Here is a 21,126-nt window from a genome sequence, read left to right as displayed (position 1 = left end):
GGCGGGTGATCGACAGCATCGGGAGGGAGTCGCCGCAGCCGCCGAGCGGCGTGGGAGCCGGTACGGGCGCGGGGTCCTGGCCGGCGGTGAGGCCCGGCTCGGAGTCCGGTCCGGGTTCGTACTCCTGCCCCCGGGCCCGGTCACAATCCCCCTCCGGCTCCCCGGCGCCCGCATCCTGTCGGCGTCCATCCACATCGGCCATGGCGGCCCCCCCACCTCGTCCGTCCAGAGATGAACCAAGGCTAGGAGGTGAAGACACACTTCGGACCTGAACATGTGATTCCGGGCCAGGCGGTTGAAATACGACACATTCGGGCACCGTTGAGCCGACCTGGCCCTTTGTGACCACGACCCCAGCCTCAACCCGCGAGACCACGCCGAACTCGACCGCGATCTCGACCGGACAGGCCTCACGCAATTGATCAAGTGAGGTTCTTCAGCTGGGTGTGGGCAGCGGTCAGGTCGTCAGTCCGGCCCGGCAGCGCGGGTGAGAGCGATGACCACCTGCTGGTCGGTGGAGAACCGGTAGTTTTTCGACTGCTCCGCGATGGTGTGATCGTGAGTGGGCACCAGGGTTCCGTCCACGACCAGCACGGCGTCCCTGCCGAACCGCTTGCGCTGTCGGAGTGCGAGTGACGGTCCGAGATGGTCGATGATGCGGTCCGCCGCCGACTTCGACACCCCGAACAATGACGCCAGGTGACGCAGCGTGAGGTTGGTGCGCCAGTAGGCGGCGACCAGCAGGACCCGGTCCTCCAGCGGCAGGCTCCACGGCCGGCCCTTGCGAACCGGGTCCGCGCCTTCACGCCGCAGCGCCGTGATCAGCTTGCCGAACTGTCGCGGGCTCAGTCCCCTGAACGGGGCTATCCAGGAAGGCTCCGACGCCGTGATCACACCGGTCACCGCACGGTCATCCCAGTGCTGCCCGGTACCGGTGGGCGGGCTCAGACTGCGGCGCTCGCGTCAGATCCGGACGCGAAGGCCAGGATGTGGGGAACTGCCTCACGAAGACTGACGAAGTGGCGATGCACGCCCTCCACCGCGACGGTGGCGTTCACACCCCACACCGTCATCCCGGCCCGTAGCCCGGACCGCACTCCGGACGGGGCGTCCTCGATGACCAGGCAGTCTCCCGGACTGGCGCCAAGCTGCTCAGCTGCTCGCAGATAGGGAACGGGAGAGGGCTTGCCCTCCTCGACCGCAGCCGCGTCCACGATCACGCCCGGCACCGGCAAACCCGTTCGCAGGAAACGGCCGCGCACCCGGTGTTCGTAGTTCGAGGTCACCAGCGCCCAGGACTTCAGTGGCAGGCCGTGCAACAGCTCCGACGCGCCGTCGAAAGCCGCATAGACGCCGGAGCGGACGTCTTCGTCTTCCAGCTCGTGCAGCGTGGCCAGGCACTCACGCGGATCGTGGTCCGCAGCGACCTGGGTGAACGTCTCCATCGGCCGCGTCCGTAGAGCCACCTGGTAGACCTCGTCTGCGTCCAGCCCGTACCGCTCCGCCCAGGTTCCCCAGACTCGACGCTGGTTGCTCACCGCGTCGATCAGCGTGCCGTCGACGTCGAACAGTACGTACTTCATGCGGCCTTGCCGCCCAGGTTCGCTGGTCACGCGTCGATCATGCCAGGCAGCGCGCAGGCCCTTGGGGGACAGCCCTTAAGTGTCGATGAACTCGGGGATGAAGATGTCGCGGCTGGTCAGCAGGCGCTTGGAGAGGCCTTGCTCGTGGTGGTAGCGCAGGAAGGTGTCGACCGCCTTGCGGTTCGCGCGCAGCCCGTAGGGCCACCAGTCCTCACCGAGCAGGCTGCGGTTGTGTTCGAACAGGCTGCTGAACCAGGGGGTCACCAGGCTCATGTGCTGCTTAGCGGCGTCCTCGAGGTATGTGCGTTCGGCCAGGTCCTTGGCCTTGACGAAGGCGCGGTAGACCGAGCGCAGATCCTCGCAACGGTGCACCAGGTCCTTGCGTACGGCGACGATGTGCATCGGGGGGAAGATCCCGGTGCGCCGGTAGTAGTCGCGCTCGACGTTCTCATAGTCGGGGAAGAGCCGGGCGATCTTCGTCGATCCCCGCAGCATGGCCTGGGGCACGTCGACCGAGATGAGCGCGTCGACCTCCCCGGACTCGAGCATGGCGCCCAGGGTCCGGCCGTCGTCGGCGTGCCGCACGTGCACGCCGTCCGGCACCGGCTGCGGGAGCCAGTCGAACGCGGGGATGGGGTGGTCGGTGCCGCCGATGACCCAGTGGCACTGGTCGACGGTCACGCCGTACTCGTCCGACAGGATGCCCTTGGGCCAGACCCCGGCGTCGTGTCCGAAGAGTGCGAACTCACCGAGTGTCCGGCCGGCGAGGTCCTGCGGTTTCTCGATCCCCGCCTCGGTGTTCACGAAGATGGCCGAGTGCCGGAAGTTGCGGTTCGGGAAGATCGGCAGCGCCATGAATGGCGCGTCCTCCAGGTCGAAGGTACGCAGGAAGTAGGTCAGGCCGAGTTCCGCTATGCCGTAGCGGCCTTCGAGCATGTGCCGGAAGAGGTCCGAGACCAGGGGCTCCGTCTCAAGGGTCGCGTCCACACCGTCGATCTTCACGCGGCCGTCGAAGAGCGCCTCGGTGTGCTCGTACCGGTAGGTGCCGATGGTCAGCTCGCTGCTCATCAAGATCCCCGCCTCCGTGAATGACCTTTCACTTTTCACGATGAGCCCGATATGGTGGCATGTCAAGATGAACAATCATTCACTTTGAGGGAGGCGGCCCATGCCGCGCATCACGCCCGAGCGTCGGGAGGCCAGACGTGCGGAGATCGTGGCGGCGGCGCGCCGCTGCTTCGCGCGGGGCGGCTTCCACCAGACGTCGATGCCGGATATTGCCGCCGCAGCCGGAGTTTCCGCGGGTGCCCCCTACCGCTACTTCGCGAGCAAGGAGGAGATCATCCTGACCATCGCCGCGGACGCCTTCCGGCTGATCTTCGAGCCGATGGAGCGGGTGGCCGTGGCCGCTGATGCCCCTTCCCTGGGCGACCTGGTCGCCGCCTCCCTTCAGGCACTGAGTGCCGAGAACGCCACGGACACCGCAGGGCAGGTGGTGCCGGTCGAGGAACTGCTGCAGTGCGTCGTGCAGACCTGGTCTGAACTGCTGCGCAACGACGGCCTGCACACCCGCGCCTTGGAAGGCTTCGAAAGGGTCCGTCGCAGCATCGCCGACGCCCTGCGCCGCGGACAGGCGGCGGGCGCTGTCCCAACCGTGGAGCCGGAGAGCGGCGCACGGGTATTGATCGGTCTGCTGCACGGATTCCTGCTCCAGCGCGTCGCCTTCGGCTTGACCGACACGGCGGGATTCAACGACGCCGTCCGGGGGCTGCTCGACGGAGCCGAGCGCCCGGACCACACTGCGCGGTGAGCGTTCCCCAGCTCAGGTTCCACATCCGCTGCACATGCGGATGCGGCGCCCCGGTATCCGCCGGCGCCATGATGGCCCACTCCGCGGTGGTGTTCCGCTGACAGGCCACGGACGGAGATGCGAGGGTGGCGCCCAGACCGGGTACGGTTCGGGCCGTGCGGGCCAAGGTCAGCACCATTACCTTGAGAATGATCAGTATCGTTGGGCTTCCCGGGAGGCTGGCTGATTGCTCCTGCGGGAGGATCGCCGGGTGATTCGCCTGGTCATGAGGCGAGGGCGGCCCAGGTGATCAGCGATTCCGAGTACTGGATGAGCCGTTCGTCGTCGCGTGGGTGCCAGCGGGTGTGCATGACCCAGGCGTGTGAGCGTTCGACGACCCGACGCCGGCAGAACGACCAACCCGGAGGCGTCCTTCGGCGGTGGCTGCGCCGCGCGTCACCTCCTCCGCCCGGGTCAGCCGGCGGCGGATCTCCGTCCGACTCCCGTCCTCCGAATCCGTCCGGCCCCTGGACCTGACCAGCTGACACCGTCTGTGCCGTGCCACCTCGTGAGAACTCTCGCCGTGCGCGGGTGGTGGTGCTTCAGAACGGGCGATCGGTCGGACCCAGGACGACGAGTTCCATGCCGTCGAGCACCTCCGCGAGCGCCTGCGGCGCGCCGCGCATGTGGAAGTAGTCCCACTGCGCGCGGCCGATCACCTGGTCCGGGTGGCTGAGCGCGCCCAACACGTCCCAGTGAAGGGACTGAGCCCAGACGTAGCCCGGTTCGCCGTCGACGTCCATGTCTCGCGCGTCGATCGGGGTGTCCGCGAGCGCGGAGGCCAAGCGGTGCCTGTCCACGGGCCCGGCGGCGAAGTCCCAGAACGCAGCGGGGTCTGCGCCCATGGGCGCGTCGTCCGCGCTCTCATCGTCCCGGACCGGCCAGGAGTCGTAGCGGTGGGCGCGCGCTCCGTCCCGCCAGACCTCCAACTCCAGTCGGTCGCCGTCGTACTGGAAGGCAGCCAGGACGGGCGCGCCCAGTTCGGCGCTGATCGGCCCGGCGAGCGCGAAGACACCGTTGTCGGCGACGGACCGGTCCGGATGGACGAGGCAGAATCTCGGCCCGGCGGGAGTCGCATAGCCAGCCGCGCAGACCTCGCGCAGGGCGGGGGCCGCCTGTTCGAGCGGCACGGGAATCAGAATCGTGCCGTACGTGGTCACGACCTCACCTCCTGGGACGCGGTGACCCTACGTGGCGGTCAGGGCGCGAGGCAAAGGGAATACGCCCGCTTCGGACCCGCGTCCGTCCGGTGATCTCGCCCCGAGAACCCCAGCGGAGCGTTCGGCGTGAAGCGGACTGCCGGGTCCTCGGCGTCTCCCGCTCCGGCTGCTACCAGCACCGGGCCACTGCAGACGCCCGCGCCGAACGAGCCGTCGAGGAAGAGGGGACGGTGTCGGAGATCCGGCAGATCCATGCCGACCACCCGGGCGCCTATGGCGCCCCGCGCGTCCATGCCGAACTCCGCTCCCGCGGGAGAGGGATCAATCGCAAGCGCGTGAGCCGGCTGACGAGGATCAACCGTATCGTCGGCCGTCATCTGCGGCGCAAAGGCGCACGACCATTCAGGACAAGACGGCCCCGCCTGTGCCGGACCTGGTGATGCGTGACTTCACGGCGGAGATGCTCAACACCAAGTGGTGCGGCGACATGACGTACGTCGCCGTCGGCTCGACCTGGCTGTATCTCGCCACGGTCATCGACATCTGCTCGCGGCGCGGGGTCGGCTGGTCGATCACGGACCACATGCGCACCTCGCTGGTCACCGACGCGATCGAGATGGCCGTGGTTGCCCGCGGCGGTCACGTCCACGGCGTCGTCTTTCACACGGACAGGGGCGCGCAATACGGATCGGCCGCCTTCGCCGAGGTCTGCCGTCGGCACGGCATCCGCCGCAGCATGGGCCGCGTCGGCTCAAGCTACGACAACGCCCTCGCTGAATCGTTCTTCCAGGGCCTCAAGCGCGAGTTGCCGCACGGAAGGCGCTGGACCTCAAGGCGCGGACGCGGCGGGAACTGTTCAGCTGGCTGTCGTACTAAACAGGTGCCGCCGCCACTCCGCCCTCGGCTACCTCGCGCCAGCCGATCAGGAACAGCAACTGATCACGTCACGTACGCCCATTCGTCGCATGAATCCCGGTGTCCACGCCGGGGATCAACCTCGCACCCATACCGGCCCTTCTGTTGTTCCCCGTGGCCGGGTCTGTTCGGGTGCCACCTGTGGGCCATACCGGTCACCCGGGGTGAGGGGCTCCGAGGCGAATGACGCAGGCCACTACAACCTCGTAGGGGGCGATGGCTTCCCCGCCGCTTCCGGACGGAACGGCCAGGCCGGTGGGGTCATCGCTCCGATTCCACGCGGGTGAGCAGCAGAAGGAGGAGGGACGTGCCTGCAGCTACGGGTGTCTGGCGCCGCTGGATGGCGGCCGCGACGGTGATGGTGACGGCTGGGGCGCTCGGTTCGCTCGGGGCCGGCACGTCTGCGGCGTCGGACCCGAGGGGGTGGGACGGTGCTCAGTGCGCGACCCAGCCCGCCCCGCCGGCGACGAGCGTACCGCCACCGATCACCTCCGGCAGCGGCGTGTGGAGCTTCGTGTCCGCGCCGAATCTGCATCCCATGCGGGTCACCGTGACCACGCGCCGGCCGGGCACGGCCCCGGGGGACGTCTTCGTCGCCCCGTACAACCTCACCCAGCCGGTCGGCCAGACCGGGGCGCTGATGCTCGAGGACTCCGGCGATCCGGTCTGGTTCCGCCCGCTTCCCGTCGCGAACCTCGAGAACGGCGACTTCCGGGTGCAGACGTACCACAACCCCCGGACCGGCCACGCGCAGCCGGTGCTGACGTTCTGGCAGGGAACCATCGCGATTCCCCCGTACTACACCAACCTGCCCGGCGGCGCCCCCGAGCCGGGAGGCTGCTACTACATCTACGACAACCACTACCGCCTGCTCAGGACGGTCTTCGCCCGGCACGGCTTCTACCCGGACTTCCACGAGTTCCTCCTGACGCGCCGGGGGACCGCGTTGTTCATCGCGTCCAAGCCGGTCCCGATGGACCTCACCCCGTACGGGGGCCCGAAGAACGGAGCCATCGAGGACAGTGAGATCCAGGAGGTCGATCTCGCGACCGGGAAACTCGTCTTCTCCTGGGACATCCTGGACCACGTGAACCCGGCGGACTCCGAGGTGTCGGCCTCCTCGGCGTCCTCGTCCGGCGGGGTGTGGGACGCCTACCACGTGAACTCGATCGACGAGGGCCCCGACGGCCAACTGCTGATCTCGGCCCGGAATCTCTGGGCGGTGTACGACGTCGCCCGGCACACGGGCGACATCCGCTGGCAGCTCGGCGGCAAGAGAAGCGACTTCAGCTTCGGCCCGAACGCGGACTTCTACTGGCAGCACCACGCCCGGTTCCGGCCGGGAAACCGCATCAGCATGTTCGACGACGGCTGCTGCAACCAGCCGGGCGGCACCCCCGAACAGCAGTCCCACGGTCTGATCCTCAACCTCGACTTCCCCCACCACCGCGCGACCGCGGTGCGGACCTACTACCACGCACCGGGCCTGTACGCGGCGTCCCAGGGAGACACCCAGGCGCTCAGCAACGGCGACGAGTTCGTCGGCTGGGGGCAGGAGTCCTACTACTCGGAGTACCGGGGCGCGGGGAACACCGAGGGCGACGGCTCGAAGAACCTGCTCTACGACGCCATGATGCCGGGCTCCGACGTCTCGTACCGGGCGTTCCGCCACGAGTGGGTCGGCCGGCCGTGGTATCCGCCCAGTGCGGCGGTGCGTGACGGCAGCGGCGGGCGGAGCGTCGTCTACGCCTCCTGGAACGGTTCGACCCAGACCAGGGCGTGGCAGGTGCTCGCCGGGCCGGACGCCCGTTCCCTGTCGGTGGTCGTCAACCACGCGGGCCGGACCGGCTTCGAGACGGCCGTCACGACGGACAACCCGGGACCGTACTTCCAGGTGAGGGCGCTGAACGCGAAGGGGGAGGTGATCGGGAGGTCCCCCGTCGTGACTCGCTCCGGCTGACGACCGACGGCGCGATGCGACGGCCCGCGCCGACAGCCGCTTCCCGTCGGTTGCCGAAGCGGGCCGCTCACGATCCAGCACGGGTGGGGTGCCAGGCGGTCGCGCCGTTGAGGGGGTGGCGGCAGGGGAGCGGGGCCGACGCATCGATCACTCTCTGAGCTGCCGGTGAGCTGGATCCCTCCAGTCGGCGGCGGAGCGGCCATGGCAATGGTGGCCCCGGCGGACACGTTCGGCGCCCACTTCCCGGTCCAGGACCGCCGATGTGGAAGGCGTCCGGCAAGCTTTCCGGGCGAGTCGCCTGGTCATCAGGGTGAGGGCTGCCCAGGTGATCAGTGCCTCGGAGTGCTGGAGGAGACGCTCATAGCCCCGGGCATGGCGGCGGGCATGCATCATCCAGGCCGGGCTGCGTTCGACGACCCAGCGGCGGGACAGTACGACGAAGCCGAGGCGTTCTTGGGCCGGCTGATGGGCTTGATCGTGGGGTTGAGGTGCTGTTTTCGCCCAGTCGACGAGTTTTCCGGCGTATGAGGTGTCGGCCCGCACGATCTTGATCTCGGGGTGCAACACACGCGCACGCTCCGTCAGGCCGAAGCGTGGCAGTTGTCCGGCTACCTGCTGCTCGACACCGACGACCGGTACCGCGTCGACACCGTCGCCCTGTACCTCTCGCGCTCCGGCACACTGGCCACCTGGCCGGTAGAGGAGTACCTGGAGCTGCTCGGGGCCTGCCGCCGCGACGCCTTGGCCTTCCGCACCGCGTCTGCCCTGGCATTCATCTGCACGGGTGCAGTCTGTCGTCACCGTTCCGTCACAGGTAGTCGCCGCACGGAACCCTGCCGCTCTCCCGCCCTGTCTGCACTCACGTACCACGACCACGCGTACCGCGGGGCGACGACCGACGACCGAGACCCGCGGACGAGACGACTCAGGGGGACCGACAGCATGCGTCACAGCAACGGCATTCGCAGGGCGGCTCTGGCCACGACGGCGGTCACGGCCGTCGCGGCGGCGGTGGCCGGCATCGTGCCCGGCACCGCCATGGCGGCGAGCACCACCACCTCCGCCCCGCCGCCCGCCTGCCCGGCCTCCGCCCTCCAGGTCAGCGCCTGGCAGGCCGTCCACCGGCCCGTCGGGACCGGGACCGGGGCGGCGGTCGTGCAGTTCACCAACGTCTCCCGGAAGACGTGCGTCTTGAAGGGCCATCCGACGGTCGCGGGCGCCGCCAACGGCTCTCCTGCCCACAACACCCCGCTCAAGGTCACCCCCATCGGCAGGGCGGCCACCGTGACGGTCCGGCCGCACGGCAAGGCGTGGGTGAAGCTGACCTTCGTCCAGGTCCAGGGGGAGGCCGACGGCTACTGCGTGTCGGGCAAGGCCCCGGTGACGTATCCGACGATGGTCATCGGGCTGCCGCACTCCGGGAAGCACCAGGTCGCCCTGAACGACGGGGTGTGGGCCGAGTGCGACAACAAGGTGACCGTCACCCCGGTCTCGGCGGTCAAGCCTTCCTGACCCCCCGTCCCCGCAAATTGAGCAGCCTGCATGACGATCGCAGGGCTCTGACCTACGCGGTTACGAGGAACTGCACATAAGTGCCGGTCAGCGACTCAGCGCACCTTCGATGCGCTGAGTCGCTGACCGGCGGTGATCAAACTCCGATGACACAAACTCACGTCCATCAAAATCCGATGACGAACGGTCAAGATCCAGCGGCACGGGACAACGCCCTGGTACAGCCCATCAGCCCCGCCGACGGGTGCGACGCCCCCATCGAGTGCCGGTGCGCCGTCAGCGGGTGAAGGCGTCCCGGTTGGCGTCGGCCAAGAAGCTGCGGTGCCGCTCGTAGTTGGTGCGGCCCACATCCCGTTCGAGTAGTACACGAAGTAGCCCGTGGCCGGGTCGCGGAAGTCGATGTTGCAGCCGCCGCGGATGTGATCGCACAGACAGGCGCACGTCTTGTGATCGACTTCCCAGCCCAGCCCGGTCGGTCCGTCGCCGAGAAGGCGGACCGGATCGGGACGGGGCGGGCCGTCGGTGGCCTCCAGCCGGAAGCCGCCCATAGAGCTCCATGGGTCGGTTGCGTTGATCTTTCCCGGTCCTGCGGTGGCACGGATGCGGCGCAGCAGGGGGGAGAAGATGGGCGCGCCGGCGTACTTCGATGGCAGCGGCTCCGACACCGCCACATTCGTCCCCCGAGGCCGCACCTGCCACCTGCTGCTGACGAACGGCTCCCCTCGAGAGGGCGGAGTTTCAGGAGGGCTTGGGGCGGTGGACGGCGAACCGGATTCGTGGACGGAAGCCACCTGCGGGAATGCGCTTGATGCGCAGTCGGGTGGACGTGGCAGGCTTGCGCGGTGATTGTCGCCCTGGCTTCCAGCTACCTGACCTGGGACGACGTGGACCCTGCGCGTCATCCCTTCGACAGCGCTTCGGCGCCGCGGGTTGTGCGGTGGCCCTCGGGGACCTCTTCCAAAGTGCGCACCACCACCTCCTCCACCTGGGCGTCGGTGATGGTGCGTGGTACCCCGGGGCCCGGCTCGTCGGACAGCCCGTCGAGGAGGAATCTCGTCCGCCACCGGGCAACGGTCCCGAGGTCGGTGTCCAGCCGCGCGGCCACCGCGGTGTTGCTCAGGCCCCGCGCGCACGTCAGAACGATCCGCGCTCGTTTCGCCAGGCCCTGAGCAGTCGTCCGGAGTCTCGCCCAGCCCTGCAACGTCAACTGCTCGGCTTCGGATAACGCCAGCGTTTCCAGCCTGTTGTCCCCCATACCGCCAGCACACCGAAGAACAGCAGTGCTGTCACCAGTAGAGCCATGATCTGAAACAGAAATCCGCTCACGTGGCGAAGCGAGACCACAAGACCGGCTCACTAGCGAGGGGTCGACACATGACTGAGTGACTATTGGATGCTCCAGCGGTGTGGGTGGCGGGGCGCTTCGGGGCAGGCGAAGATGTTGAGTTCGCCCCAGCGGCCCACGGTGAGCTGGGTCGGCCTGGCGGACTGGTACGTGGGCAGGTCCTGGTCTTCCAGTGGCTTCCAGCTGCCGCTGCCGCCGTCCCATTCCGTGCTGTCGATGGTCAGCAGTAGGTGCATCGGGATCGCACAGGTCGCGCAGTTCATGGGGGAGGGGTCAGTGGTGTGCCAGGAGGCGAATCCGCCGACGCGCCAGCCTGGTGGAATGGACAGGTCGTACTGGTAACCCGCCGTCGGGGCGGTACTTTCGTCCGCCGCCTGCTCGGCCTCCTCTTCCATGGCCTCTTCCCAGGCATCGATCCGGGCGCACAGGTCCTCCGGGAGCAGGCCCGCGAAGGGGTAGGTGGTCACCTGCTCGGGATGCAGCACGCACGGCTCGGGCACGTACCCTTCGTAGCCGACGACCTGCGGCTGTGGCGGTGAAGTCTGCACGTCGGTCACCTCCCACGACCGGCGCCAGCGCAGGTCGAGCAGCATGCCGTGGCCGCTCGGGCCGTGCGCGTCAAAGGGACACCAGAAGACCTGGAGCAGATCACAGTCGTCCGGCCCGGCCGGCAAGTCGGGAACGTCCCTCCGGTACAGCTGCGCAAGACCGATCAGCGGTAGTGGATCGGTCGCAGCAGCCTCTTGCACGCGGTGTTCCTTGCCCAGTTCCTCCAGCAGCTGCCGCTCCTCATCCGTGGGGCCGGGGTTCGGTTCACGGAGCCATGCAGCAGCCCGGATCTTCCGCTGCCGGTGGATGTCCGCCGGGCTTCGGCCACGCGCATGGCTGTGTGGCTCGGTGCACACCGGCCAGGGTTCGGTCGCCGGCCACAGCAGTGGACCACCCACGGAACTGGCCGTCACCTCAGGTCGGCCCGGGCGCGGGTGGAGTCGGGTGGTGGTGCCCCGGTAGTTCGCCAGCTCCGGGAAGAGCGCCTCGACATCGAGCGGGCGCGGCGGTGTGGTCCTCGACATGTACGTGATCTTAGAAACGTCCAGCGTGGCTGATGCTGGTCTGGGCCTGCGCAGCCGGGGAAGGGAGGGGACTGGGACCGCAGGCATGCCTTGCGGAGGCACGCCAGGCCCTCCTGGTCGGCCTGTTGGCGAGCCACAACACGGGCATATCTCAGCTGACGCCAACTGGCCTGCGGTGTCAGTAATTCTCGCTAGGGTTGACATCGCGCACACATTCCGCCTTTTGGCGGGGTTGTTGTTCGTGACGCTGATCGCCTGCTCGTCGTGCCTCGGATCCGGTCAGCATCGGCCGCTTCCGGGTGGTCGGGGTTCCGGGCGCTGGCAGGATGGGCACGATGTACGCCGCGCTGGGGGAACGGGGCGAGCGGGTGGCGGGGAAGGTCGTGCACGCCGCGCAGGCGGCGGATGAGCAGTGCCGGGCCCGGTTCCGTCGCGAAGTGCAGGTGCCGGGTTTCGGGCCCGTGCCCGGTGCCGCTGCTGGAGGCCGATCCAGAGGCAGAGACCCCGTGGCTGGCCACCGCCTACGTGCCCGGCCGCACTCTCTCCCAGCACGCGGCCGAGCATGGACCGCTGGCCGGGATCCAACTCCACGTGTTCAGGTCGAGCGCCAGCCCGCGATTCGCTCCGTCCACACCGTCCTCGGTCTGCCGGAACGCTGGCCGACTGGCGATGGACTTTGGAGGCCGCTCGACCGGGTTCAGGGAGCATCCGTCGTGCACCGGGTGGACGCCCTGACCGGCCAGCCGACGCTATGCCGCATCCGAACGAAGTGGCCTGCGGCCGGGCCGAAGGCTGGGGGCGGATGTGGCTGGCCGACGGGTACTAGCCCGCCGGGCCGCGCTTTAGACTGCGACCGCTCCGAAATCTGACGACCTTTTGGAGGGTGTGCAGGGTGAACCGAGCTCTCATGACCGCATTGGCGGCAGCAGCGTTGGCCGTGTCCGGGGGCAGCACCACCGCCTCCGCTACCGGTGCCCCGCCGCGAACCACCCACGGTCCTTGCCAGTACACCCAGACACCGAACGAGCCGGCGGCGCGGCCGGTTCCCCTGCCGCCCGACCCGCGGCACACCCCCAGTCACGGCACGGTCGATATGGCTGTTCCGACCAGCCAGGGCCCGCTCCCGCTGCGACTGGACCGGGCTAAGGCGCCGTGCACGGTCCAGAGCTTCGTGCACCTGGCGCGGCACCGGTTCTACGACCGTACGGTGTGCCATCGGCTGACGGCGTATCCGACACTCAAGGTCCTGCAGTGTGGCGACCCGACCGGCACTGGCGAGGGTGGGCCGGGGTACGCGTACAAGGACGAGCTGCCGGTGGACCTGCCGCCGGCACCGAGCGATCCGACCGGCGTCCGTCGCCTTTACGGGCGCGGTTTGCTGGCGATGGCCAACGCAGGGCCGAACACGAACGGTTCGCAGTTCTTCGTCGTCTACGGCGACTCCGCGCTGCGACCGAACTACACGGTGTTCGGCACGGTCGGTGCCGCCGGCCTGAAGACGCTCGACAAGATCGCTGCCAGCGGAATCGCGCCTACTACGCAGGACCCGGCGCCTGTCGATGGCACGCCCGTTCTGAGGACCGAGTTGCTCAGCGTCCGGCCGTCCTGCCGACCCTGATGAACTGTGGTGCGGTCACCGTGGGTCCAGCCATGTGCCTGGTCTCACGGTGATGTGAAGCAGCCGTTGCCGAGTCCGTGACGTCGCCGATGCTGTCGTAGAAGGTGACGGACGACGGTTTCATCGCCATGCACGTCCGCAACACCGTCGACCTCATCAGGGACCGCTCCCGGAAACCTGGTCAGGACGGGACCCGCTGTCCCTCGTTATAGGAGCGTCGTCGAACGGCGAAGACCGTTGGCGCACGTTCCCGACGGGGCTCCTGCGCGGCGCCGTGAGACGACGCAGTCCCAGCCAGGGGCCAGTGGGCGACGGCCACGGCCAGACGACCCCCTGATCACGCCGGGGGCAAACCGGCCTGGGTGTACCGCCCGAATTTTGCCTGCTCGTCATCTCCAGGTGGCCGTTGATGCCATCGCGCGCTCGCTCCGATCCAGTCCACTGGAGCGCCCCCCTCAACCGGACCTGAGAGAGGACACACGTTGGGACGCATGCTCAAGCGCGGGCTCATCACGCTCGTCGCCGTCGGCCTTGCCTCTTCCGTACTGCCGGCCGCCACCGCATCGGCGGCCGGCAGCCCCCTGACGCTCGCCGTGTTCGGAGACTCGCCGTACGGCAAGTCGGCGTACGCGCCCGCGGGCCAGAGCGCCGACACCTCGCAGTTCCAGAAGACCCCGGCGTTCATCGGCACCATCAACAGCGATCCCACGGTCAGTGACGTCATCCAGGTAGGCGACATCCACTCGGGCAAGGAGTTCTGCACCGAGGACTACGACGCCTCGATCGCGACCGCGTGGCAGACCTTCACCAAACCGCTCGTCTACACGCCGGGCGACAACGAGTGGGCCGACTGCCACAAGGCGTCGAGCCTCACATCGCCCGGCCAGGGCGGCGGCTTCTACGATCCGGCCTCCGGCGCGATCAACTACATCGGCACAAGCGGTCTGTCCACCAGCACCGCGGACTGCGTCAGCTACCGCTGCGGCAGCCCGCTCGACAACCTCGCGAAGGTCCGACAGGACTTCTTCGGGCAGCCTGGCCACACCCTCGGCAGCGGCACACTGAACGTGGTGTCCCAGGCCGCCGCCTACGACCCGAACCACCCGGGCGACGCCCAGTACGCCGAGAACGTGAGATGGGCACAGAACGACATCGTCTTCGTGACCATCAACGTGCCGGGCGGCTCGAACAATGACACCGACCCCTGGTACAAGGTACCGACCGCGACCCAGGCGCAGACCGGCGAACGGAACGACCGGACCGCGGCCGACGTCCGCTGGCTCGACGCTGCCTTCGCCGACGCCCGGGCCGAGCACGCCAAGGCCGTGGTGATCTCGACGCAGGCCGACATGTGGGACCTCGACGGCAAGACCAAGGACCACCTGACGAACTACGAACCGATCATCAGCGAAGTGGCGGCGAAAACCACCGAGTTCGACCGTCCGGTACTCATGCTCAACGGTGACTCGCACCTGTACCGCTCGGACAACCCCCTGTCGCCCACGGCGACGTGCACCGGCGAGACGGACCCGGCCACCGGCTCCGGCGTATGCGCTCATGACCCGGGCAACAACGCGTGGAACGAGCACCCGTACTACAACGTCCCCAACTTCCACCGCATCGTCGTACACGGCAGCACCACACCCCTGGAATGGCTCAAGCTGACCGCTGACCCCAACGCCAACTACCCCGTCACCGACACCACGTACGGCCCCTTTAGCTGGCAACGGATGCCACAGCCGCAGCTGTAGCCTGCCGACCGGACCCCGGCCAGCCGGTCCGGAACGGGCTCCGTGGCCGGTCACGCTGCCGGGCCGGCAGCGTCTTTGGAAGCCCTGTTGGATGCCGGCCCGGCAGCTTCGGGCGGGTCCGACCAGTGCTGGACGTTGTCCAGGATCGTCGAGATCGTGCGCCGCCGGTTCGGTGTCGAGTACACCCTGGCCGGGCTGGACCTGCTGCTGCACCGGATCGGCTGGAGTGTGCAGGTGCCCTCCCGAAGGGCCACAGAGCGGGACGAGGCGAAGATCGCCGCTTGGAAGGACGAGCAGTGGCCCGTCATAAAAAGTGGGCGGCGGACTTGGGCGCCTGGGTCTGCTTCGAGGACGAGGCCGGCCAGGGCTTGAGGCCGCCCAAGGGCCGCACTTGGGGCCGCCGGGGCCGCACACCGTCGTGCGGGTCACCGCCCAGGGCACCAAGCGCGTCTCGATGGCCGCGCTGATCTGTATCAAGGCCGGCCACCGGCCGCGGCTGATTTACCGCGTCCACCTCGACCGCGGTCCCGCCAAGGGCCGTCGCAAGGGCTTCACCGAGACCGACTACGCCCGCCTGCTGGATGCCGCGCACCAGCAACTCGGCAGTCCCATCGTTTTGGTGTGGGACAACTTGAACACGCACATCAGCCGCACTATGCACGAGCTGATCGCCGCCCGATTATGGCTGACCGTCTATCAGCTGCCGCCCTATGCTCCCGAGCTCAACCCCATCGAGGGCGTGTGGTCGCACCTGAAGAGATCTCTGGCCGACCTCACCAAACACAGCCTCGACCAGCTCACCGCGTTGGTGAAGACCCGGCTCAAACGGATGCCGTACCGCCCCCGCCTGATCGAGGGCCTCATCACCAAGACCGGGCTCGGCCTCCAAGTGCCGTAACTTCGGCCGTCAAAGATCTCCTAGAAGTAGGAGGCCACCAGGTCGCGGTCCACCGTGATGGTGTCGCGATCCAGTGCGGGCAGCCCCAGGTGGTCACAGATCAACTGGGTTAGCTGCTCCTCGTAGGTCTCGTTCTGATGGTCCAGTCCGGCCGCCGTGATGAGGGAGGCCATCTTGCTGGGCCAGTATTCTCCGACGTACTCGGGATTCTCGTAGTCGATGCAGGACGATATCTGGCCGTCCTTGTAGTGGTATGCCTTGGGCCCGTGGGCCTTGGCAACGCACGGTTTGGGAACGAACACCATCAGCTCAGCGCCCTGGGGGCACAGCTCGCGGTAGTCGATCTCGTCGTAGTCGTCGCGGTTGAACATGTGGTGCACGATCACGCCCCAGTCGCCGGGTACCGTGTCGTTGCCGTAGGCGAACGGCGGCCGTTGCTGGGCGGACAGGCCTTCAGCCATGGCGGCCAGGCTGGTCCCCTTGAAGTAGACCAGGACCGTTTCGTCTTCCCGGTACCGCTCTTCTTCCACCCACGCCATGACGCCGCAGTCGATCCAACTTGTCATGCCCAGCAACATAACCGGCGCCACTGACATAACAGCCCCAGAGGCGCCAATCGACGCCAAGGCCCACCCCCACCCCACGCCGTCGGGACGTGGCGCTCCCATCGCGGGCTGACGCGTCCACTCGCTCAAGCGCCAAGGCACATCCAACCGACGTAACCCGCACCCTTAAAGATCTCCAGTGCTCCAGTGTGACTTCGCGATGTAGGTGTCCAAGTGGCTGGTGAGCCGTCGTCGGTAGTGGGCGCGTCCGGCCTGCGCCTGGTGGAGCCTGCGCCAGATTGACCAGGCTAAAACGTGGCGCGGCGGTGTAACCGGTGGTCTGAAGAGCGTGCCGATGAGGTGGCGGATCTCCGGGATGGTCAGGTCGATCGGGTCACAGCTGCGGACTGGGCGGTTCGGCTCGGTGCTCCAGTCTGGCTTCGCGCTGGCGGCAACGGTGGTGAGGAAGGCCAGCGCGAGCATGGCAAGGGTGATGTGGCAGTGCCGGGAGGTCCGGTGGCGGACCTGGTAGTGGTCCAGGCCGACCTGGCCCTTTTGCGGCTGGGACGCACTCTTCGATGCACCACCTGGTCCCGGCGACGCAAATCAGCGCGGCCAGGGCCACCTCGCCCGGTGACCAGCACGGCAGAAGGCAAGTTCGCCGGTTGCGGGGGTGCGGCGGATCAGCAGGAACCGGTTCTTGTCGGCTCCGGTCTGCACCCACGCCCAGTCGTAGTAGCGCGGGCCTTTCGCTCCGGCGCCGACGCTCTGCCGGTGCCAGGTGTCCCGGGGCAGTGAGGCGGCCACGGTGGCGGCCTGGACCACCGTGCGGTTCTTGTTGATCCGCACCTTGGTGGTGCAGGCGACTGCCAGGACCTAGCCGATTCCGCGTGCCTCAAGGGCGGACCGAAGCTGTGGGTCCTGGGCGCAGACCTCGTCGCCGGTCACCCAGTTGGAGGAGTACCCGGCGTCCAGGGCCGCTTCGATCATCTGCCAGGCCAGCGGGGCTTGGTGGCGAACTCGATCTCCTCGGGAATCCCGGAGCCAGAGCGGCGATCGGGATCCTGGCACCAGGTGTGTTCGGGGAGGTAGAGCCGACGGTCAAACAGGGCCTGGCCTCGCGAGGACGCGTAGGCGAGGAACACCCGACCTGGGCATTTTCGATCCGACCGGCAGTGCCGGTGTACTGCCGTTGCGCGCCGGCCGAACGCAGGCCCTTCTTCAGGATCCTGGTCTCGTCCACGATCAACACGCGGTCCCCGCCGAGGTGGTCCAGCACGTAGGAGCGGACCTCGTCGCGCACCCCGTCGGCGTCCCAGCGTGCGCTTCGCAGCAGCCTCTGCATCGCGCCGGGGGGGGGGCATGGCCAGCCTCTTCGGCCAGCTGCCAGCAGTTCTTGCGTTCGACGCCGGACAGCAGTCCGAGGATGAACGCCCGTGCCGTCGCCTGCGGTTCCACTCGGCGAAACCGGCCGGCGATGCGGGCCATGGCCTGGGCGGACATCGCCTGCCAGCGGGCCCCGTCCATGCTGTGGCCCGCGGCCATCGCACGATCTTCAGGATCCCACACAACCCCTGATGATCAAGCGTTGGCCGTTCTTGTACTCACCCGAGCCCAGCGCAAAATCGCGAGGGCCGCGGATGAGGACGGCGCGCGCTCGCCCGAGACGCTTGATCCACCGTCAATCCCTTTGCGTGACTGAACGGGTCACCCTAGCGTGCAGACGCACAGGAACCGCGTGGCAGGGCAGCGCGCGCCACGAACGAGGAGCAACCGCCGTGGGAGTGATGGTCTCGGTCAGGGGCTGGCTGGAGTGCGACGAGGAACAGTTGGCCCAGATCAAGGAGATCGTGGAGGCCGACGATCCCGAGCGTACCTACAGTGGGGGTTGGGCCTTCCCTGCTCGGCAGTACAACGACGTCAGGTGGGCCTTCTACGGGGGCGATATCCGTGCGGTGTCCCTCGGCTGGTTCGAGGAGAGGTTGCGTCAGATCGCCCAGATCCCGGCCTCCTGCCAGGATGACGAGTACGACGAAAGGCCCCGGGGGCTGTTTCTGGTCAGCCACGACGTCGACGGCATGAGTGAGTGGAGGGTCCACAACGGCGGCCTGGTGATCGGCCTCCCGGATGGGGATTACCACTACCTCGATGCTTAGCCAGATCACGAGCTCGTAAAGGGTGTTGCGAAAGTCAACGTCGGGACGGCGGTTTCCGCCATAGCGGCGGTTTGCCGTCCTGGCCGCCGTTCTGCCCAGTGCGCCGCCAGGACACTGGCCGTGGCGGCCGGGGCGCCGCCGTGGAGGGCGGGAGAGCGCATGGCCGACAGCAGGATCCTGGTCGCGGTACCGGAACACCCTCGGGGCGAGGGCGCCGGGCCCCAGCAGTTACGGAAGATCCGGGACGCGATCGAGGCGGGCGGCTTCGAAGTCCGGTGGGCGGTAACGGCGGAGGACGCGGACGCGGTACTGCGCACCGAGGCTGGTCTGGCGGCGGCGCTGGTGGCCTGGGACCTTCCCAGGGCCGCCGGTGACGGGCCCGGCGCCGCGCTCGCCGCGCCGGGAGGCACACTCGCCCGGCCGGGCAGCACCCTCGACGGGACCCCGGGCGGCGGCGCTGTGCTGCGCCGGATCGGCCGCCGGTTCCGGGACCTGCCGGTCTTCTTGGTGATGGCCGGCGAGGACCTGGGGGACCTGCCGCTGTGGGTGTCCGAGTCGGTCGTGGGCTACGTCTGGCCGCTGGAGGACACCCCGGGCTTCATCGCGGGCCGCATCACCACCGCGGCCCGCGCCTACCGGGAATCCGTGCTGCCGCCGTTCTTCCGGGCACTGCGCCGCTTCGACGACGCCCACGAATACTCCTGGCACACCCCGGCCCACTCCGGCGGTGTGGCCTTCCTCAAGTCGCCGGCGGGACGCGCCTTCCACGACTACTTCGGAGAGCGGCTGCTGCGCAGCGACCTGTCGATCTCGGTCGAGGAACTGGGCTCGCTGTTCGAGCACACCGGCCCGATCGGCGAGGCGGAGCGCAACGCGGCCCGTGTGTTCGGCTCCGACCTCACCTACTTCGTGCTGCACGGAGACTCCACGTGCAATCGCCTGGTAGGCCATTTCAGCGTCACCCGCGACGAGATCGCGCTGGTGGACCGCAACTGCCACAAGTCCGTGCTGCACGGCCTGGTCGTCTCGGGTGCCCGGCCGGTCTACCTGGTCCCCACCCGTAACGGCTACGGCCTGGCGGGACCGCTGCCCCCGGCCGAGATCGCCGCGGACGCGGTGGCGGCCCGGATCGCCGCGCATCCGCTCACCGAGGGCGCGGTGTCCCCGCACCCGCAGTACGCGGTGTTCACCAACTCCACTTACGACGGCCTGTGTTACGACGCCGTAGTCACCGCTCGCGCGTTCGCCTCCAGTACGCCCCGGGTGCATTTCGACGAGGCGTGGTTCGCGTACGCCCGTTTCCACCCGCTCTACGCCGGCCGTTACGGCATGTCGGTGGACGAGGATGCCTTCCCCGGCCCGGACCGCCCGACCGTGTTCGCCACCCAGTCCACGCACAAGCTGCTGGCGGCGCTGTCGCAGAGCGCGATGGTGCACATGCGACCCGCACCGCGGGCACCGGTGGAGCATGACCGGTTCAACGAGGCGCTGATGATGCACGGCACCACCTCGCCCCTCTACCCGATGATCGCCTCGCTCGACGTGGCGACGGCGATGATGGACGGCCCGCAGGGCGAGTGGCTGATCGACGAGGCGGTGACCGAGGCGATCCGCTTCCGTCAGGAGATGGTGCGCCTGCGACGGCGGATCGAGAGCGCCGGGGACCGGCCGCCGTGGTTCTTCGGGGTGTGGCAGCCGGACACGGTCACCGACCCGGCGACCGGCGACCGGCTGCCGTTCGAGGAAGCCCCGCCGGAGCTCCTGCGCACCGAGCAGTTCTGCTGGCTGCTGGAGCCCGGCGCCGACTGGCACGGTTTCCCCGGACTGACCGAGGGCCACTGCATGTTGGACCCCGTCAAGGTCACGCTGACCTGTCCGGGGATCAGCGCCACCGGCGAGATGGCCGAGGAGGGCATCCCGGCCCGGGTGCTCACCGCCTATCTGGCCACCCGCAAGATTGTGGTGGAGAAGACCGACAGTTACACCACGCTGATTCTGTTCTCCATGGGCATCACCAAGGGTAAGTGGGGCACCCTGCTGGACGCCCTGACGGATTTCAAGGCCCTCTACGACGCCGACGCCCCACTGGAGCGGGTCCTGCCGGAGGCCGTCGCCGCGCATCCTCGCCGGTACGCGGGCCTGACCCTGCGCGGGCTGGGCCAGGAGATGCACGAGCAACTGCGCTCGGTGCGCCTGGTGGAGCTTCTGGACACGGCCTTCCAGCAGCTCCCGCAGCCCGTGGCGCCACCTCAGCACTGTTACCAGCGGCTGGTGCGGGGTGACACCGAGCGGGTCCGGATCTCGGAGGCGGCGGGCCGGGTGGCGGCCGCCATGGTGACGGTCACTCCCCCTGGCATCCCGGTCCTGATGCCGGGCGAGTCCATCGGCGCACCCGACGGCCCGCTGCTGCGCTATCTCACCGCCCTGGAGTCCTTCGACCGCCGCTTTCCCGGCTTCCGCAGCGAGACCCACGGCGTGACCATCGACGAGGACACGGGCGACTACCTGATCGAGTGCCTGATCCGGGGCGCGGAGCAGATGCCGGGGCACTCGCCCGGGCGTGTCGGTTAGGGTCTGTTGGGAAAGTGCTGGTCACAGCCACTCGTTGAGAACTGCGACCAGCACTGTCGTCCCGTAGCGGACGGCGAGCTTGTCGTACGTCGTGGCGACAGCCCGGTGGCGTTTGAGACGATTGATTGCGCACTCCACGGCATGGCGCTCGCGGTAGTCGGTCTTGTCGAACTTCGGCGGCCGACCGCCT

Annotated in this window: 16 protein-coding genes and 6 pseudogenes; 9 read left to right on the top strand and 13 right to left on the bottom strand. The window is 68.4% G+C overall.

What is annotated here, in order from left to right; genetic code table 11:
* From IE249_RS39225 to IE249_RS32720, 4 genes and pseudogenes are all read right to left on the bottom strand, one after another.
* On the bottom strand, positions 1–202 hold a 202-nt coding region (locus IE249_RS39225), incomplete at its 3' end, for a hypothetical protein (RefSeq protein WP_229859771.1).
* Between the two features lie 293 nt (positions 203–495).
* Positions 496–903 (bottom strand): annotated as a pseudogene (locus IE249_RS32730) (transposase family protein); the annotation flags it as partial.
* Between the two features lie 41 nt (positions 904–944).
* On the bottom strand, positions 945–1,583 hold the full coding sequence (locus IE249_RS32725) for an HAD family hydrolase (protein ID WP_189710774.1): 639 nt from the start codon (positions 1,581–1,583) through the stop codon (positions 945–947).
* Positions 1,584–1,658: 75 nt separating this feature from the next.
* Positions 1,659–2,651 carry a substrate-binding domain-containing protein gene (locus IE249_RS32720; RefSeq protein WP_229859767.1) on the bottom strand — a complete coding sequence of 331 codons (993 nt, stop codon included), beginning with the start codon at positions 2,649–2,651 and terminating at the stop codon, positions 1,659–1,661.
* Positions 2,652–2,751: 100 nt separating this feature from the next.
* On the opposite strand from IE249_RS32720, the gene IE249_RS32715 reads away from it, so the two are divergent.
* From IE249_RS32715 to IE249_RS32700, 3 genes and pseudogenes are all read left to right on the top strand, one after another.
* Positions 2,752–3,393 (top strand): TetR/AcrR family transcriptional regulator, encoded by a 642-nt coding sequence (locus IE249_RS32715; RefSeq protein WP_189710703.1) that lies wholly within the window; start codon positions 2,752–2,754, stop codon positions 3,391–3,393.
* 1,030 nt (positions 3,394–4,423) lie between these two features.
* A pseudogene (locus tag IE249_RS32705) lies at positions 4,424–5,545 on the top strand (IS3 family transposase); the annotation flags it as partial.
* Between the two features lie 500 nt (positions 5,546–6,045).
* Positions 6,046–7,467: an arylsulfotransferase family protein gene (locus tag IE249_RS32700; RefSeq protein WP_189710699.1), complete on the top strand. Its 1,422-nt coding sequence runs from the start codon at positions 6,046–6,048 to the stop codon at positions 7,465–7,467.
* Between the two features lie 285 nt (positions 7,468–7,752).
* On the opposite strand, the pseudogene IE249_RS32695 reads toward IE249_RS32700, so the two are convergent.
* A pseudogene (locus IE249_RS32695) lies at positions 7,753–8,043 on the bottom strand (transposase); the annotation flags it as partial.
* A 366-nt stretch (positions 8,044–8,409) separates the two neighbouring features.
* Here IE249_RS32695 and IE249_RS32690 point away from each other — a divergent pair.
* Positions 8,410–8,979: a DUF4232 domain-containing protein gene (locus IE249_RS32690; protein ID WP_189710697.1), complete on the top strand. Its 570-nt coding sequence runs from the start codon at positions 8,410–8,412 to the stop codon at positions 8,977–8,979.
* A gap of 95 nt (positions 8,980–9,074) precedes the next feature.
* Here IE249_RS32690 and IE249_RS32685 read toward each other — a convergent pair whose 3' ends face one another.
* The 3 genes from IE249_RS32685 to IE249_RS32675 form a co-directional block, all read right to left on the bottom strand.
* Positions 9,075–9,644, bottom strand: a complete 570-nt coding sequence (locus IE249_RS32685) for a hypothetical protein (protein ID WP_189710695.1) — start codon at positions 9,642–9,644, stop codon at positions 9,075–9,077.
* 233 nt (positions 9,645–9,877) lie between these two features.
* Positions 9,878–10,234, bottom strand: a complete 357-nt coding sequence (locus tag IE249_RS32680; RefSeq protein ID WP_229859765.1) for a helix-turn-helix domain-containing protein — start codon at positions 10,232–10,234, stop codon at positions 9,878–9,880.
* Between the two features lie 131 nt (positions 10,235–10,365).
* Positions 10,366–11,397, bottom strand: a complete 1,032-nt coding sequence (locus tag IE249_RS32675) for a hypothetical protein (protein WP_189710693.1) — start codon at positions 11,395–11,397, stop codon at positions 10,366–10,368.
* Positions 11,398–12,304: 907 nt separating this feature from the next.
* Between IE249_RS32675 and IE249_RS32670 the strand changes: the two genes are divergently transcribed.
* The 3 genes and pseudogenes from IE249_RS32670 to IE249_RS40330 all read left to right on the top strand — a co-directional run.
* Complete coding sequence (locus IE249_RS32670) at positions 12,305–13,015, top strand: peptidylprolyl isomerase (RefSeq protein WP_229859762.1); 711 nt, start codon at positions 12,305–12,307, stop codon at positions 13,013–13,015.
* Positions 13,016–13,506: 491 nt separating this feature from the next.
* Positions 13,507–14,766: a hypothetical protein gene (locus IE249_RS32665; RefSeq protein ID WP_189710689.1), complete on the top strand. Its 1,260-nt coding sequence runs from the start codon at positions 13,507–13,509 to the stop codon at positions 14,764–14,766.
* Positions 14,767–14,841: 75 nt separating this feature from the next.
* Positions 14,842–15,664, top strand: a pseudogene (locus IE249_RS40330) (IS630 family transposase); the annotation flags it as partial.
* 20 nt (positions 15,665–15,684) lie between these two features.
* On the opposite strand, the gene IE249_RS32650 reads toward IE249_RS40330, so the two are convergent.
* The 4 genes and pseudogenes from IE249_RS32650 to IE249_RS40200 form a co-directional block, all read right to left on the bottom strand.
* Positions 15,685–16,230: a hypothetical protein gene (locus tag IE249_RS32650; protein WP_229859759.1), complete on the bottom strand. Its 546-nt coding sequence runs from the start codon at positions 16,228–16,230 to the stop codon at positions 15,685–15,687.
* 165 nt (positions 16,231–16,395) lie between these two features.
* Positions 16,396–16,692 carry a hypothetical protein gene (locus IE249_RS40210; RefSeq protein WP_373304520.1) on the bottom strand — a complete coding sequence of 99 codons (297 nt, stop codon included), beginning with the start codon at positions 16,690–16,692 and terminating at the stop codon, positions 16,396–16,398.
* Positions 16,693–16,815: 123 nt separating this feature from the next.
* Entirely contained in the window at positions 16,816–17,058 is a 243-nt protein-coding gene (locus IE249_RS40205) for a hypothetical protein (RefSeq protein ID WP_373304518.1), read from the bottom strand.
* Between the two features lie 137 nt (positions 17,059–17,195).
* Positions 17,196–17,554: pseudogene (locus IE249_RS40200) on the bottom strand (transposase).
* Between the two features lie 442 nt (positions 17,555–17,996).
* Here IE249_RS40200 and IE249_RS32640 point away from each other — a divergent pair.
* Entirely contained in the window at positions 17,997–18,365 is a 369-nt protein-coding gene (locus tag IE249_RS32640; protein ID WP_229859782.1) for a hypothetical protein, read from the top strand.
* Between the two features lie 159 nt (positions 18,366–18,524).
* A complete protein-coding gene (locus IE249_RS32635; protein ID WP_189710685.1) occupies positions 18,525–20,936 on the top strand; it encodes an Orn/Lys/Arg family decarboxylase in 2,412 nt (803 codons plus the stop codon).
* Between the two features lie 21 nt (positions 20,937–20,957).
* On the opposite strand, the pseudogene IE249_RS39215 reads toward IE249_RS32635, so the two are convergent.
* Positions 20,958–21,126 (bottom strand): annotated as a pseudogene (locus IE249_RS39215) (IS5 family transposase); the annotation flags it as partial.

Source organism: Streptomyces anandii JCM 4720, from assembly GCF_014650655.1.
GTDB lineage: Bacteria > Actinomycetota > Actinomycetes > Streptomycetales > Streptomycetaceae > Streptomyces > Streptomyces anandii.
Note: the sequence above shows the minus strand (reverse complement) of the source record. Positions and strands in the feature narration are given on the sequence as shown.

Excerpts from the sequence above, each read along its gene's own strand:
- IE249_RS32720 (WP_229859767.1), bottom strand. The coding sequence starts at position 2,651 with ATGAGCAGCGAGCTGACCATCGGCACCTACCGGTACGAGCACACCGAG.
- IE249_RS32650 (WP_229859759.1), bottom strand. The coding sequence starts at position 16,230 with ATGACAAGTTGGATCGACTGCGGCGTCATGGCGTGGGTGGAAGAAGAG.
- IE249_RS32725 (WP_189710774.1), bottom strand. The coding sequence starts at position 1,583 with ATGAAGTACGTACTGTTCGACGTCGACGGCACGCTGATCGACGCGGTG.
- IE249_RS32665 (WP_189710689.1), top strand. The coding sequence starts at position 13,507 with ATGCTCAAGCGCGGGCTCATCACGCTCGTCGCCGTCGGCCTTGCCTCT.
- IE249_RS32640 (WP_229859782.1), top strand. The coding sequence starts at position 17,997 with ATGGTCTCGGTCAGGGGCTGGCTGGAGTGCGACGAGGAACAGTTGGCC.
- IE249_RS32690 (WP_189710697.1), top strand. The coding sequence starts at position 8,410 with ATGCGTCACAGCAACGGCATTCGCAGGGCGGCTCTGGCCACGACGGCG.
- IE249_RS32670 (WP_229859762.1), top strand. The coding sequence starts at position 12,305 with ATGACCGCATTGGCGGCAGCAGCGTTGGCCGTGTCCGGGGGCAGCACC.
- IE249_RS32715 (WP_189710703.1), top strand. The coding sequence starts at position 2,752 with ATGCCGCGCATCACGCCCGAGCGTCGGGAGGCCAGACGTGCGGAGATC.
- IE249_RS32635 (WP_189710685.1), top strand. The coding sequence starts at position 18,525 with ATGGCCGACAGCAGGATCCTGGTCGCGGTACCGGAACACCCTCGGGGC.
- IE249_RS32700 (WP_189710699.1), top strand. The coding sequence starts at position 6,046 with ATGCGGGTCACCGTGACCACGCGCCGGCCGGGCACGGCCCCGGGGGAC.
- IE249_RS32680 (WP_229859765.1), bottom strand. The coding sequence starts at position 10,234 with ATGGGGGACAACAGGCTGGAAACGCTGGCGTTATCCGAAGCCGAGCAG.
- IE249_RS32675 (WP_189710693.1), bottom strand. The coding sequence starts at position 11,397 with ATGTCGAGGACCACACCGCCGCGCCCGCTCGATGTCGAGGCGCTCTTC.
- IE249_RS40210 (WP_373304520.1), bottom strand. The coding sequence starts at position 16,692 with ATGCTCGCGCTGGCCTTCCTCACCACCGTTGCCGCCAGCGCGAAGCCA.